At 46.3% G+C, this 14,332-nt stretch carries 15 protein-coding genes; 13 read left to right on the top strand and 2 right to left on the bottom strand.

Annotation, left to right across the window (positions count from 1 at the left end):
- The coding region (locus tag OXH00_17940; GenBank protein ID MCY3742899.1) for a zinc ribbon domain-containing protein at nt 1-173 on the top strand (173 nt) is incomplete at its 5' end.
- 47 nt (nt 174-220) lie between these two features.
- Entirely contained in the window at nt 221-379 is a 159-nt protein-coding gene (locus OXH00_17935; protein ID MCY3742898.1) for a hypothetical protein, read from the top strand.
- Nucleotides 380-450: 71 nt separating this feature from the next.
- Here OXH00_17935 and OXH00_17930 read toward each other — a convergent pair whose 3' ends face one another.
- Complete coding sequence (locus OXH00_17930; protein MCY3742897.1) at nt 451-867, bottom strand: helix-turn-helix domain-containing protein; 417 nt, start codon at nt 865-867, stop codon at nt 451-453.
- A 468-nt stretch (nt 868-1,335) separates the two neighbouring features.
- On the opposite strand from OXH00_17930, the gene OXH00_17925 reads away from it, so the two are divergent.
- From OXH00_17925 to OXH00_17875, 11 genes are all read left to right on the top strand, one after another.
- Nucleotides 1,336-1,557, top strand: coding sequence for a hypothetical protein (locus OXH00_17925; protein MCY3742896.1), 222 nt, complete (start codon nt 1,336-1,338; stop codon nt 1,555-1,557).
- Between the two features lie 182 nt (nt 1,558-1,739).
- Nucleotides 1,740-4,508, top strand: coding sequence for a lamin tail domain-containing protein (locus OXH00_17920; protein MCY3742895.1), 2,769 nt, complete (start codon nt 1,740-1,742; stop codon nt 4,506-4,508).
- 348 nt (nt 4,509-4,856) lie between these two features.
- The gene (locus tag OXH00_17915; GenBank protein MCY3742894.1) at nt 4,857-6,608 is read left to right on the top strand and encodes a hypothetical protein; all 1,752 of its coding nucleotides are present in this window, start codon (nt 4,857-4,859) and stop codon (nt 6,606-6,608) included.
- 154 nt (nt 6,609-6,762) lie between these two features.
- Nucleotides 6,763-6,927 (top strand): hypothetical protein, encoded by a 165-nt coding sequence (locus tag OXH00_17910; protein MCY3742893.1) that lies wholly within the window; start codon nt 6,763-6,765, stop codon nt 6,925-6,927.
- Nucleotides 6,928-7,248: 321 nt separating this feature from the next.
- Nucleotides 7,249-8,874, top strand: a complete 1,626-nt coding sequence (locus OXH00_17905; GenBank protein ID MCY3742892.1) for an MBL fold metallo-hydrolase — start codon at nt 7,249-7,251, stop codon at nt 8,872-8,874.
- A 782-nt stretch (nt 8,875-9,656) separates the two neighbouring features.
- Complete coding sequence (locus tag OXH00_17900) at nt 9,657-9,818, top strand: hypothetical protein (GenBank protein MCY3742891.1); 162 nt, start codon at nt 9,657-9,659, stop codon at nt 9,816-9,818.
- Nucleotides 9,819-10,091: 273 nt separating this feature from the next.
- On the top strand, nt 10,092-11,000 hold the full coding sequence (locus OXH00_17895) for an IS1595 family transposase (protein MCY3742890.1): 909 nt from the start codon (nt 10,092-10,094) through the stop codon (nt 10,998-11,000).
- Nucleotides 10,997-11,968, top strand: a complete 972-nt coding sequence (locus OXH00_17890; GenBank protein MCY3742889.1) for a hypothetical protein — start codon at nt 10,997-10,999, stop codon at nt 11,966-11,968. Before OXH00_17895 ends, OXH00_17890 begins: the two co-directional genes overlap by 4 nt.
- Complete coding sequence (locus tag OXH00_17885) at nt 11,961-12,497, top strand: hypothetical protein (protein MCY3742888.1); 537 nt, start codon at nt 11,961-11,963, stop codon at nt 12,495-12,497. Before OXH00_17890 ends, OXH00_17885 begins: the two co-directional genes overlap by 8 nt.
- A gap of 350 nt (nt 12,498-12,847) precedes the next feature.
- Nucleotides 12,848-13,255, top strand: a complete 408-nt coding sequence (locus tag OXH00_17880; GenBank protein ID MCY3742887.1) for a hypothetical protein — start codon at nt 12,848-12,850, stop codon at nt 13,253-13,255.
- Between the two features lie 26 nt (nt 13,256-13,281).
- Nucleotides 13,282-13,590, top strand: a complete 309-nt coding sequence (locus OXH00_17875; protein ID MCY3742886.1) for a hypothetical protein — start codon at nt 13,282-13,284, stop codon at nt 13,588-13,590.
- A 291-nt stretch (nt 13,591-13,881) separates the two neighbouring features.
- Here OXH00_17875 and OXH00_17870 read toward each other — a convergent pair whose 3' ends face one another.
- Nucleotides 13,882-14,214 (bottom strand): hypothetical protein, encoded by a 333-nt coding sequence (locus OXH00_17870; GenBank protein ID MCY3742885.1) that lies wholly within the window; start codon nt 14,212-14,214, stop codon nt 13,882-13,884.
- Between the last annotated feature and the right edge of the window lie 118 nt (nt 14,215-14,332).

Here is a 14,332-nt window from a genome sequence, read left to right as displayed (position 1 = left end):
CGGATCGCTTTTTCGCAAGTTCTAAAATCTGTAGCAGTTGCGGACATAAAAAAGATGCCTTAACGCTGTCGGCTCGGGAGTATCACTGTAGCAACTGTGGTATGTTTCTCGATAGAGATGTCAACGCAGCAATCAACTTAAGAACCCTCGCCGTGGGATACACGGAGAGTTAAAACGCTTGTGGAGTTTGTGTAATTCCTCCACTTGCGGGAGGTTACAAATGACGAAGCAAGAATCCCACGACTTTAGACGTGGGAGTGTCAATAGAATCCACCACCGGACAAGCAGAAAGAACAGGAACGGAAGGCGCAATGAGGAAGGGACCGGGATTGAGAAATGTGGGAATCTCCCGAGAGATGTAGATTTGAGAAGATTGTAATTCGATAGGAATTATTTGTAAAATAAAGCGGTATTTTACAAAATTATTGAAAGATTTACAAAACCAAGAATCTACGTCATATTCTCCAGTATGGTGGTTAGGTTATCAAGGGTTTTTGTGAGTTCTGCGTGTGCCTCGATGAGTGTTTTTTGGTTTTGGAGTGCGGTGGCGAGTTGGTCATTGAGGAATTGCTCACGTTTCTGGGTATCTTCCAACGCCTTACGGAGTCGCTCGTTCTCCTGCCGGAGCGCAACTCTGACAAAATCGACGGACTTGTCCCCGGCGTATTCGAGGTACCCATCGGGGATGTATACGTTGCCGTAGAGACGCGAGAGTTCGCTGTGTGCGATGACCTGATGTTTCCGCTTCCTGTCTGGGTTCTCTACGGCGGTGAGGTTCTTGGCTTGTATCTCTTTGTAAAGCGTTTCCTGCGAGATACCCAGTAGATCGGCGGCTTGTGCGACAGAGAGATAGATTTCTTGATTCATGGTATTGAGTAACACTCCTAATCCCCTTATCAGGGACAGTCGGCAGGCACAAAACCTGCCCTATAATGAAGTGGACGGCACAGGGTGCGTGCGTGCCTGCCTGCCCTTATATATTAAAGTATATACTAAAGTGCAACGGCACTTGACTTTTAGGGGTAGAAATACGTATAATTAAATTGGACAGAAGTTAAACCTACCCCTTCAGTCATCAGGGGTCAGTAACAAAACACTCACAGGGAGGATACGCACGTTAGAAGTTTGCACTACAGAATAAACCAAATGGCGATTTTCATGTATTTTACACGTTTTTGACGAATTTCGCACCTTTTTTGATAAATCATGCACCTTTTTTGAAAAAAACTGCATTTTTTTGAAAAATAATTTGACAAGAAGCGTTATATAGTGTAAAATTAATGGCGTAAAGGGTTGAAACGCGAGATTTTCATACACTTACGCGAGGAATTTACGATGCGCCGCTCAAACACAAAAATGATTTTGACTGCATGTGAGATGTCTTTCGCTGGGAAAACGGATAATGAGATAGCGACGCTTCTCGAAACGTCTGTCTCAAATGTCTCCCGCTGGCGGAAAAGTCCAATGTGGGTAGAGTTTGAACAGGAACTCATCTCAGCACATAAAGAGTCATTGTTAGAAGCACATCGGACAACCCTTGAAGATAGCACATCGTAGTGTGCAACAGAGTTGCAACCTAACAGAATGTGCAAAAGGTTAAGTTCAAATCAAGATACGGATTTAATAATCCCTGAGTCCGTTCTTATTTTCTACATAAAGGTTTTAGGTAAGTAAGGGTTGAGGGTAACCCCAACCTAATCAAACATTTTATTCCACATAAGAACAAGGAGATAGAACGAATGTTGTCAAAGAAAATGGCATTTTCGTTAACAAGTCTAATAACAATTTTCGCACTCGCTTTCGTCGTGACTCCTGTGATGGCACAGTTTGAAATAAAACTGAGTGTCGATTCTGATGCAGATGTGAGTTTTGCCGATGGCAACCAAGTGGTATATGGTGCGGCAGTTACCCTTAAGATCATGTCTACAAAGGTCGTCAATTTTCAGGCCACTGATGATGCTACAAGTAACACAGACTTAGGAGATGACGATTTCACGGTTATTGCCTACAATAGGCTTGGTGGTCAGGTTACTACTGGTGCACCTACACTTGGAGCGATAAGCATAGATGGAACCGCCGATGGCATGCATTACATGGCAGAGTTAACTTCTCTTGCTGCGCCTGCGGCTGGGACAGCTGCGAATGTTGCAATAACACGGGTTCTGATCTATCTACCGAAAGAGAAAGTAGAACTTGCGGATCCGAGAGCCGAACTTGATGGTACCACAAGAAAGGCTGCAGGGAAAAATAAAGAGGCATCCATTGAACTTCATTATGTTGCAGCAGCACAAGGGGCTGCTATTGGCACCGTGAGCGGTGGAACTTTTACCGCTAGTGCCGAAGCAGGGGATGTTGGAAGACCGATTGTGCATTCTATTACGAGAGTCGGTTCTCAACTACGTCCTGTCACTTCTGATAATTTTGAGGTGCTTATCACCCTGAGTGAAGAGCCTCGCAAAGACGGTTTCAAGAAAGATCACATTGATGCCGCAAACGCAGCTGCTGGCGATCCCACTTTCTTAGATAAGATAATGCAAACAGACCTCCTGAAATCCAGCGGGCGCGACATGATGCTTTATCGCTACATTGTGGTGATTACGCCGAAGTATGAGAACAAGAACGACATCGTTGTAAAGGTGAAATCGTTCTACGATCAAGAAAAGCAATCGATGATGATGTACATGCCTCCTGCTGCAAATGGCTATACAGAGGGTATGGACCAACTCACCGTCAAGGTCGGTCAAGAGCTCCTGAAGGATAAAGCCGCGGGTGTTGAAGTCGTGATTCCCAAGGAGATCCGTATTCCTGCGAGTGGGTGGACTGTCTTTGCGAAAAACGAGGGCAATTCGGGCATCATCAATAATCCCGGTAACGATAAGGACGAACCGAAGGCGAACGAACGGACGCCTGCACAACTGAAGTATAACCTTGTTGGATTAGGCGGTTTGCCGAACTTGGAAACCTTCCTCGCTAATGGTGGCACGATTGACCTTATCGGTTCGGGGCTCTACATCAGTGAAATTATGTGGGGTTCGGATGCGAGTCTGGATAACAGCCACGAGAGTCAATGGATTGAGATCGCCAACAGCGGGACGTCGAGCGTCCTGACGGGAGATAAGACGCATAAACTGATCTTCTACGGTCCGAATGAGCCGCTGCCGGATGTCAGCACGGTCGCAGATCGTGTTGGGACTGTCGGGACGGGTGGCTACTGGTCGATCGCCGGCAAAGGTCAAAGTGGTAGAAGCCACATTGAAGAAGGCGATACCACAGGCATCATTGGTCACATCCCGATTATCTCGATGCAGCGTCTGATGGATACGGCGGGTTCGCCTGCGGATGGCACGATGGCGACTTCTTGGGTGCAATCCGCACCGCCTGCTATTAACTTCAAGAGTGATATTGAAGGCGTGCATGTCGCGACCCCGGGTGCAGCACCGATTACCTATCCGGCACCGCTAGTGCCTGCCCCTGAACCCGCACCTGCCCCCGCTGTGCCTGTTGCGGATGCGATGGACATCATGATTACCGAAATCATGGTCGACACGGGTAACGGCAGACTCCCACAGTGGATTGAACTCAATAACGTCTCTGGTGCTGCTGTGAGTCTCGCAGGCTGGTCTGTTATGATTGAGAACGATTCCGCCGATGCAGATGTGATTGGCAGCGATATAGAAATCCAACTGATGGGAACACTCGGTGTGAGTGCGCATGCAGGGAACATGGGACAAGGCAACTCCCTCCTATTGGTTTCCCGAGCGGCTCGGAGCTCCAGCAACCTTGATGGCAATAAGAATATTGTTGATGTATCGGGGGCTGTCGGGGCACGGGGACACTATAAACTCATCAGCGACGTGGCTTTCATGATCACACTGGTTCCACCACAGAAAACCGGTGTCTTCACACCTGGTGATATGGCAGGGAACCTCGGTGCAAGCCCCGCTTGGGAAATACCCATGAACGAAGATGGTCGGAGTTCATTGATCCGTCATGAAATGGACGCTGGCGTAGCAACAATGGGCACAGACGCAAATGGATGGGTTCTTGCCTCCGGGACAGACTTGGTCTCTGGACCCGCAACGTGGTATGGCAGTGATGAAGACGCTGGAACACCGGGCTATGATGCTGGTGGACCGCTACCCGTTGAACTCTCACACTTCCGTCCGGCACGCGATAAAGCCACCGGCGCAGTCGTGATTACATGGGCAACGCAGTCCGAACTCAACAACGCTGGATTCTTCATCAAGCGCAGTAACCAACGCGACGGTGAGTTCAAAGTCATCAACGCTACCATGATTGCTGGTGCTGGCACCACTTCAGAGAAGCGGTCCTATACCTTCACGGATACAACTGCGCAACCAAACATCGTATACTACTACCAAATTGAAGACGTGTCCCTCGACGGACAACGTCAGACGCTGACCCGTGGCATCCGCCTCAAAGGGCATATCGGAGCCGCTGGTAAACTTACCTCTACATGGGGTGAATTGAAGTCGTCCAATGAGTAGTAGCAACAAAGAGGTTATTTCAGGGATAAAATTTGTTTGAACTAACCTTAACCACGAAACGGGGTAGTGTTTAGCGGCACTATCCCGTTTTGTTTATAACTGGAATCTCTCACAGCAATTATTTTTAATTTGACATCCGTTACTTTTCGCGGTATAATAACTCTTCACAACAAACGATGAGTCCACAGCGTATGTTGTGAAAATTTAAAAATCAAACCTCGGTGCTTAGGCGTATGCTGCGTCTCTTCCGGTCCCGGTGTGCATTTATTGGGAATCCTAAGGGTTTGTGAATCTATCAGATTTTTTACAGGATATAGCTTTGTTGCCTTAGAGAAAAAGGAGCATGTCATGAACAAAGCCGAAAATAGCCTTTCGGGGCTTGTTCACCCCTTAAACGACTCTGCCACAGAAGTATTACTTGTAAAGCAGTGCCTTCAGGAATTAGGTTTTTCTGAAACGGATCAAGCCTGGCTCGTTGCGGTTTTTAAGCGTCCAGATTGCTTTGGCGATTCCCACGGTGTCGCATTTAATGACGAGTTTGCGGTTTACGCTGCGGAGCACATCCTCCCGCGTACTGTGGAGGGGTTCACCGAACCTGTTCAATCGGAGAAAAATCAGCAAACCCGTTTGGCGTTTCTTTTCCACTCTCTGCTTGGATTTGGAAAACTCAGTAGCAAAGCATGGTTGCCCACTGTCGGTCTCCAGGAGTTGGATGATTCAACAGATATTCCTGGGTGGGTTCTCGAATTCCAGAAACATGCGCAATTTTGTGCCCAAAATCTGGACTGGGGTCAACTCAAAACGCTCCCACATTTTGACAATCTGCTGCTATTTCTCTTACCAGAAGGGGTGTGTTTAGATCAGATCGTTGATCTGGATCTCTTAAATCCGATACCCCGACGAAATTGGTCCAGCAACGACCCTATGGACCCGAAACACCTCGAATTCTGGCTCATCTGGCGATTTCGTGCTGAGGAAAACCGGCGTGAAAACGTAAGGTTAGAACCGCTATTAGCGACTTTCTCCGGTTTCTCAGACGATGTCCTCGGCGATAAGATACTTGGGCTTCTGAACACCATCTACGACGCGATGACGCGAGCATCTTGGGGGTTGGAAAAAGGTTTAGACCCGTTGAATGACGGATGGCGGGTTGTTGCCCCTGAACTCATTCTGTTTTTGGAACTCCTTAGTCATAGAAAACCGGAGGCAATTCAGGAACGCTCACCTTTACTCAAGGCGTGGTGGCATCTATCTACATGCATTTATAGCTGGAGCATGGGCGGATTGGAATCTGAACTTTCCGAAGACTTGCGAAAGAATTTGGTGGAAAGCGCATCACGGCATATCGGCATCTTACGGTCTGTATTAAGGGACACGCCTGAGGTGTTTGAAGATGAGAATATTTCTGACTTTTATAAGAAAGCCTTCTACATTTTGTTGGCTTTTGCTGGTCCGTGGAAACGTTTGAAACCGCTGCTGCTCGCTTTCACGGAAATGACTGAACAAGCCGTCGCCTCCCATCTCAGTTTTTGGAATGAGTCTGGCCAAGAAGCTCCACCGCATCCGTATAGCCAAATCCCTTTATGGATTGGGATGTCGATGTATCCCCAACACCTTCAAGACGAACTAAAGGAAGACCCACATCTCCAGGGATTGCGGGAAGAATTCGCTAAGTTTTGTCTGAGTCGGCTCAGAACGAAGGTCAAGCATAAGGACTCACGGTATACCAACAAGGATTTTGTGGAACCGCGTCCCGTGTGGCGCGGGTGTTATGTTCAGGCGTTGAAAGTACTGGGTGTCAATCCAGGGGGACGGGCACATCGGACGCTGTTCTGGCTCCTGAACAACGATCCAGACAAAGAGGTTCGGGAGTACACGAAGCTCGTCCATCGGCAGGTTCGGCATCTCGATCGGAACAGACCGAATATAGAGAAAGGGGCATCGCCCCGTCGCCCGTTGTTTGAGGCGTTCTGGTGGCTTCGCCAAGCACATCTCATCACGCTCGGTGTAAAAGTCGATCAGTCGGGTGCAATGCGAACGCGTCGCAAAGAGTTGCACCGGACGCGTGAGAGAGACGATCGCTATGAGCGGAAAGGATAGATTGTTTCTTGAAAATATAGAAATGGATATCAGTCTCAATTTTTTACTATCCTTTTCACTGGAGCGGACTCTATATATGCAAAGAGATAACATGTCAAAGGCAATGGAACCATCCATAAAACGATGAATTTCTATGAAAGAAGGAAGTGTAACAATGGCGAAATCAAGTAGCAACCGTGCAGGCGGTAACCGTGGGAGTAAAACCGGAAACCGAGGTGCCGGTAGAGGCAAAGGACCTGGCGGCTGGCCAAGCAAAAATCCCGGTAAATCTTCCGGGGGCGGTAGAAAGAATGCTCCGTCCAAAGGGAAGGGAAAATAACGATGAATGGGGAGAGGTTGGCCTGTGATACTTACGAGGTCAGCCTTTCCACTCACACTTTCGTTTCAGGTATTAGAAACATTTCACTTTATGACTCAATAGTCCTGCTTTTGATACCTTTCAACGATTAATAGGTACGGGTTGATTGTGGTATCTCTTTCACCCGATCAATATCTACCGCTCACATTTTATTCTATTAAAGCCAAGCACCTTGAAGGACTCAAGTGCCTCACATTTAAGTATGCTATGGCGACTTCATCAGGATATCACCAGTGGATACCAATATCCGACTTGTGATGTCATTATACGGTAGGAGTTAATATGAACCTCCATTTTTTCGGCGGTGCTAATGAAGTTGGTGCTTCCTCCACACTGATTGAAATTGAAGGCGTGCGCCTTCTCGTAGATGCGGGTATCCGGATGGGGCCTGGACAGGACTCACCATTGCCCGATTTCCCAGACTTCGATAAGGTAGGCATGCCTGACGCGGTCCTTCTGACACACGCGCACACCGATCACACAGGTGCGCTGCCCGTATTGCACAATATGTTGTCCGCGGATGTAAAAATATATTGTCCGCCCGCGACGCAAGCAATTACAAAGGTCTTGTTAGAGGACAGTGCGCGTCGGATGGAGCGTGGGGAAGAAAATGGCGAGGAACTGCGGTATACCCTGGCGGATGTCGCCGCAGTATTGAACCGCATGAAACCCGTGGGCTGGTTAGAACCGATAGAAGTCTGTCCAGGTGTGACAGCCACTTGGATTCGTGCCGGGCACATTTTTGGCGCGGCAATGATCTATATCCAGGGTCAGCACGAACGCATCTTGATGACGGGCGATGTGTCTGTTAGCAGACAGCTGACGATTCCGAGTCTTGATCTGCCTTCATGGTGCAAACCCGATGTAATGGTGATGGAGTCAACCTACGGCGACCGTCAACACGAAGTGTCCCGAAAACAGGAAGCGAAAAGGCTTGCCGCGGATGTCGCAGAAGTGATCGCAGAAGTGATCGCAGGAGGTGACAAAGTGTTGATGCCAGCGTTTGCGGTTGGGCGTTCTCAGGAAGTCATCCTAATTTTGAAGGACGCAATGGAACGGAAAGAAATTCCTGAGATTCCTGTTTATGTTGATGGGATGGTGCGCAAGGTCAATGACATATACTCAGACTTTGCAGATGAACTTCAACGCCCTTTGAGGCGCAAAGCAGAACAAGGTGAATCTCTTTTTTATACCGATATGATAAAAAAGGTTGAATCCCCTGATGAACGCGAGAGTATTTTGGCAGGAGAACCTTGCTGCATCGTCGCATCTTCAGGAATGTTGAACGGAGGTATATCAAACTACTACGCGAGCAAATTAGTTTCAAATCAGAAGAACTTGGTTGCGATTACCGGGTATCAGGCGGAGGGTACACCGGGACGCGCGCTAGAGGATTTAAGCAAGCAAGAAGACCCAGAAAACCGAGTGTGGTTTTTAGACAATAAACGTTTTGATGTTAAATGTCAAGTGAAACGTTACAGGCTTTCGGCACACGCGGACAGTCAGGAACTGCTGGATTTGGTTGAGAAAGTGCAGCCGCGTAAACTGTTTCTTGTCCACGGGGATGCAGCGGCGCGAAAAGAGTTGTCTAAATCTGTCCGTAAAGCGTGTCCAGCCGTAGATGTGAAGCTTCCTGAAAACGGTGGTGTCTATCCCATTAAAAAACGTGTAGGCATTTCAAGAGGGAGGCAGTTGAGGCATGACAGAATCATTTCTGAAGTCGCTGCGTTTGTGCGAAAAATGGAACGAAACGGTCGCTTCCGGGTCTGCGAATTAGCAGAGATATGGTTCGGCACAGAAGCAATCACACCGTTAAGTGTGGCGTTCTTCAAATGGTGTTTGTCGTTAGAAACGCAGTTCTTTGCGCGCGAATCTGATAACGTATTCTCTCTACGGCAGATTGTTTAAACGTTGCGAACCGCAGGCGTATCTATAGATGAAACGTCCTGTTTCTGCGCGTGGTGGGGTGTCTGGTTTCCGGACTCGGCATCCTGCCACACTCACAAACGGCACATAGCGTGACGAGCGGGCTCCGTCGGCTGCCGTCGATAAGATCTGAGATGGCGCGGCGGCCCTTAGAATTCATTGGCACAGAAACCCTGGAGATGTCGCAGTCCTTGACGATATTCTTGTTGAGAAGCAGATCGGTCACGGGCTTGTTCTTCTGGTAGACCTCTCTGATCGTTAGACTCAAAAGCTCAGAGATCCTACTTGGGTACCAGTTCCTGATTCGCTAATCCCCTAATGTACAATGCGAAAACGTGCGGTATTCGAGAGTTACACCTTTTAACTATGCCCTACGACTGTCGATCCCCTTTTAAACACATGTTTGGCATGCCACTTCCCGATAGCATAGAGTATCAGCAAAGGTTTACGCAATAAGTAGTTTTGGGATTTAGAAAATCTTTGAAAAGACTTGTGGTTCCTATGTTCATAAGGCTTTTTCATTGTAAAAACAGATTTGTTAATTTTCTCTTGACATCTTACTTTGAATGTAGTATCATAATTAGAAAGGACAACATCCCAATCGTTGTCCTGGGGCGTCGGCTGATCCCCGACACTATACCCAAACTCAAACACCTGTAAATCACCCGCTGACCCGTGGGGGTTATCCCCTACGGGAACGCTTTCAAGTGATATAGGTGTAAGATTTACAGGAAGCCCTCGCTTCCCATTTTAGAAAAGAATAGATGTTTTGGCGGTGCATAGCACACGCTGTAACGTATGCTATGCACCAATCTTTGCCAAGCGAAGGAGGTGAAAAGCCATGGCGCGCATCCGAATTGCACGAAGAGCGGTCGTTCGCAGCGTCCGCCGCCGAACAACAACTGTCCGGCGCACCGTGCGCGTAGTCCGTAGACGACTGCGCTAAACAAGGAAATATAGGGGGGAGTTTTATACTTCTCCCTATATCAAAGAAAGTGCCATAAACCCTTGTAACCATTGACTTTTCGCTTGTTTTAATTAGCGAAAAATGGTATAATATAGACAAGTCAATAGGGAGGTTGCCGCCTCCCTATTAGAACCGAAAAAGCGGGTTGCTTTTCTGGTTTTTGAACTTATCTGTATTGTATCAGAAAACATCAGAAAAAAGCAACCCCTAAAATTAAGGGAGTATTTTTCTGATGAACCTCATAGAAGTAATGGAACGTTTCCCCGACCAAGAAAGTTGTATTGAACATCTGGAGCGTGTCAGATGGCGTTCTATGCCGTTTTGTCCACATTGTGGTAGTGTGAGTATCAAACGGAAGAAAGAAGATACTATAGGGCGTGTAGGACGCTGGAACTGCCATGATTGTAAAGCCTCGTTCAAGGTAACGCATGGCACAGTCTTTCATGGAACTAAAATTCCCCTTCAGAAATGGTTTATGGCGATCGCTTTGATTCTAAATGCTAAGAAAGGTGTATCCAGTCATCAATTACAGCGCGATTTAGAGTTGAATCAAAAAACTGCTTGGTTTATACTTGTCAGAATACGCGCTGAAATGGCGAATAAGACAAGTTCTATTGTCTTACAAGGCATTATTGAAGCGGATGAAACCTATATCGGAGGCAAACCTCGTAAACCTAACAAGCGTGAAGACTTTGAATCCTCTAAACGTGGACGTGGCACAGATAAAACAGCCATTATCGGTGCTATAGAGCGAGGTGGGCAGGTCGTTGCTGAAGTAGCTAAAGGACTTACCGGGCGGCATATCCTTGAATTTATCCGTCGCGTCGTCAGTACGAAAGAATCTGAACTTATGACGGATGAATATCACGCTTATAACACCTTGAGTAGGGACTTGAAGCACGAAGTTATCAACCATCAAGTGCAATATGTTGATGGTGATAAGCACACAAACACCATCGAAGGCTTCTGGTCTCTATTGAAGCGCGCTTGGTATGGGCAACATCACCATTATAGCTTTGGATATACACCACTCTACGTCGCTGAAAGATGTTATGTTTACAACAACCGACACCGAGAGACGATATTTTGGAAGTTTATCAATGATAGTATGAGATTACCCAGTAAGGAGGCTATGAAATGACAGATATTCATCAGCGATTATTACCTATAAGAACAGTAAAAGATGCAATATCAATTCGCAACGAATCTTGGAGCGGGAACCCATTGATTCCTAAATGGGTAAATCAAGAAGAAGTAGGATTAGATTGTTTTTATACTCCATCTGATGTTGCACGAGAATGTAGCGAAAGTTTATATTCCATAATGCAAAAAGATGGTGTAGATACTGAAAATTATCACTTTATTGATCCAAGTGTAGGGACTGGATCATTTTATAATCTGATGCCAGAAAATCGTCGGACAGGCATTGATGTTCTGCCAAGCCATCCCGAATTTATAGGGAAAGATTATTTAACTTGGCTGCCAAATGACGCACATCAGAAACAATATGCTGTCTTAGGCAACCCGCCATTTGGCTATCGAGCGTGGCTTGCTCTTGCTTTTCTAAATCATTCGGCTATCTATGCCGATTATATAGGCTTTATATTGCCTATGGCATTCCAAAGTGACGGGAAAGGCAGCCCTAAATTTAGAGTAAAAGGAGCAGAACTTGTTCTATCTACAAGATTATCATGTAATGATTTTGTAGATATAAGCGGAGATACAGTTAAACTCAATACGCTATGGCAAATATGGAGACGTGGTATTAATCGTCTGAAAGCACCCAAGACATGTAATAACTGGGTAGATTTGTTTACAGTTGACACACGAAAAGAACGTCTTTGTGGACAAAATCGTATGCAAGATGCAGATTATTTTCTTCAAAGAACGTTTTACGGGGAACCTCCTCGCATTGTCAGAGACTTTTCACAAGTCCGTTATGCTTGTGGTTATGGGATAATTCTAAAAAGCGAACGCGATAAGATTAAACGGTTATTAAACAACATCGACTGGCGCGATTATTCCAATCTTGCTGTGCATAATTGCAGACATATATCCATGTATCATATTCATAAAGCTATAACAGATGGGGGATTTATTGATGCTTGATGCTGTTCAGATAATGCAGAAGATAATAGAGGGGTATGCCAACAATCCAAAGTGGCTAAATGTGCCATTAGGGGGTATTAAGACATTAAGCAACACACATGTTGGCAAGGTAGGTGAAGACTTTATCAAAATGTGGTGTCAAAAACATCACCTAAAATGGTCATCTCCGTCAAGTACTCAAAGCCCTTGGGATATACGGATAGAATCTATTACATTTGAAATCAAAAGTGCTACGGAAGATGTAAATGGTAATTTTCAGTTTAACCATATACGTCGTCATCGTGAATATGACGCTTTACTTGTTTTAGGTATTTCCCCAAACGATATTCGGTTTGACGCTTGGGGGAAAGATACTGTAGTACAAGATAAAGCTGGGCGTTTAGCTACCATGGACAAAGAGTCGAATGCTACTTTTAAGATGACTAAAAAGCCTTCCGATTTACGCCCAATTGATCATTTTGTTGACGGAATTTATGAACTTGTCATAGATTTGAGAAAATCAGAAGACACTCTGTTAACCGAAAATTAACCAATCCCAAAACTACTTATTGCGAATAAAAAAAGGAATCTATATGAGCAATACCTTCGCCAATTATCCGCATTTGAGTTGGATAGATGTGTCCTGAATATAACCCATGGGGCCCGTGATGTTCCAGCCTCTTGTAAATAAAAATACCTTCACGGGGTTGCGAAAGTATTTTTAAATAGGGTTCCCGGTAGGGTTGCGTAGGGGTGGGGTTTCCCCGCCCATTGTTGAGGGGGCTGCTTCCTTGTAATGATGTGGGTGCTGATGCGTTGGGTGCCGTGTTCTCATCTGGGCGAGGGTACCTACAAAGAAATCCGCAAAAACCCTCTACGATTTTTGGCGAAGGTATTGATATGAGAACATTTATCGCCGGATTTGTTCTCCTTGTGTGCCTTGGGACTTCGAGTGCTACTGAACTGTCTGACGCTGAGCGAGTCGTCCTCGAAGATCAAGCCCGCCGGGATGCCGAAAAAGAGGGCGATGAAAAGTTTTGGGCGTTGGCAACCTTCGCTGGCACTACCCTTGTCAGTCCCTATCTCAGTCTTCCCGCACTCGCGGGTGCATGGTACTACCAGCCTGCGCTCCCTGCATATCGGTCCAGGGGAAAAGCTCCAGTCGCCATTGAGATTTACACACACACCTATAAATCCGTCTACAGACGCACTGCGATCCGAGGGGTCTTGATTGGGGCACTCGGCGGTAGCACACTCTACTATCTGACCCGGCGCGGAGTCGGCTTCACGTTTGTTCGAAGTTGGTAGCCCCGTGCCTGATGAGGACATCTCTGATGAATGATAAAACTATAGATTACATCGCGACGCTCGGTTTAGACATGCTCAAGCGTGCTGTCTTGTGTGTTTTATATGAGAGGCGTTTATTGTTACGTAGTGGTGCTCGCACCCCGGGTGGCTCCCCTTACTCCCCGCTTCTGAGTACGAGGCATATTCGCGAACGTTTTGGGATGCGGGATGCTACCATAGTTCATAAAATTCTCAGTGATTTTAAATTGGATAAGTATGTAGAGAGTGCATGGGTACCACATCAAGGGAAATCATGGCAAATTACAGACAAAGGTGTGCAAGTCATCGAAGGGTAAGTTTCTGTGTAAATGTTACACCCGTGTAACATTTACGCGGTGTAAGTCACCGTGATAGTGTCCCGTGAGGTATAACGATGAGCAACAAGAAATTGGCACAAGCAGGGTTATTCTGTCTCAAAGAAGCCGCCTACAATGTATTGTTAGAAGTTGTACTGCCACCGGAAATTTAGACCACTCCCTAATATAACTAAAGTTTGGACAATATTATGAATTAAGATGACAGTAAGCAGAATTTGTTCGGGTAGGTATGCATTTAAAGGCACAATAAGTCGTTTTGGACTAACAGGTTCATGGCATTTTGGCTTTTCCGAACTCTCGACATGCCCTGTCCAGGGTGCGCTTACACACTTCGTATTTGTCTAATGCATTCCTAAAACATTTCACATACTTCTGCCAATCCGTAGAATTCCATTTCAGTTTGGGGTCAAGACAGAAACCCCATTTCCCGTGAGGTGTCCAAGTAGGATAGGGGCGTTCATGAAACCAATGTAAGATAGCAGAACCTATTGCCCAACGAACGCCATCCAAACGGCGTAAACAACGGATACTATCGCTATCGTTAGTTGATAAGAAAGCATCGCGTGTGATTTCCCTAACATCATCAGAACTGTTTTGTTTCACGAGACCAACTCTATATTGTCGCAGTCCCTCTGGATTTTTCTGTAGAACCCAATTTGAAACTTCGGCTCATGTAAAAAGTAAGTGCTATTTTTTTGAAGTTCTGTTAGCATGTGACGTA

This window comes from Candidatus Poribacteria bacterium (genome assembly GCA_026706025.1).
In the GTDB taxonomy this organism is placed as follows: Bacteria; Poribacteria; WGA-4E; order WGA-4E; family WGA-3G; genus WGA-3G.
The sequence above is the reverse complement of the archived record's forward strand: the minus strand, read 5'-3'. Positions and strand labels throughout refer to the sequence as shown.

Bases quoted from the DNA above. Each gene is read 5' to 3' on its own strand.
- OXH00_17935 (MCY3742898.1), top strand. From the start codon at position 221: ATGACGAAGCAAGAATCCCACGACTTTAGACGTGGGAGTGTCAATAGA.
- OXH00_17930 (MCY3742897.1), bottom strand. From the start codon at position 867: ATGAATCAAGAAATCTATCTCTCTGTCGCACAAGCCGCCGATCTACTG.
- OXH00_17925 (MCY3742896.1), top strand. From the start codon at position 1,336: ATGCGCCGCTCAAACACAAAAATGATTTTGACTGCATGTGAGATGTCT.
- OXH00_17920 (MCY3742895.1), top strand. From the start codon at position 1,740: ATGTTGTCAAAGAAAATGGCATTTTCGTTAACAAGTCTAATAACAATT.
- OXH00_17915 (MCY3742894.1), top strand. From the start codon at position 4,857: ATGAACAAAGCCGAAAATAGCCTTTCGGGGCTTGTTCACCCCTTAAAC.
- OXH00_17910 (MCY3742893.1), top strand. From the start codon at position 6,763: ATGGCGAAATCAAGTAGCAACCGTGCAGGCGGTAACCGTGGGAGTAAA.
- OXH00_17905 (MCY3742892.1), top strand. From the start codon at position 7,249: ATGAACCTCCATTTTTTCGGCGGTGCTAATGAAGTTGGTGCTTCCTCC.
- OXH00_17900 (MCY3742891.1), top strand. From the start codon at position 9,657: ATGTTTTGGCGGTGCATAGCACACGCTGTAACGTATGCTATGCACCAA.
- OXH00_17895 (MCY3742890.1), top strand. From the start codon at position 10,092: ATGAACCTCATAGAAGTAATGGAACGTTTCCCCGACCAAGAAAGTTGT.
- OXH00_17890 (MCY3742889.1), top strand. From the start codon at position 10,997: ATGACAGATATTCATCAGCGATTATTACCTATAAGAACAGTAAAAGAT.
- OXH00_17885 (MCY3742888.1), top strand. From the start codon at position 11,961: ATGCTTGATGCTGTTCAGATAATGCAGAAGATAATAGAGGGGTATGCC.
- OXH00_17880 (MCY3742887.1), top strand. From the start codon at position 12,848: ATGAGAACATTTATCGCCGGATTTGTTCTCCTTGTGTGCCTTGGGACT.
- OXH00_17875 (MCY3742886.1), top strand. From the start codon at position 13,282: ATGAATGATAAAACTATAGATTACATCGCGACGCTCGGTTTAGACATG.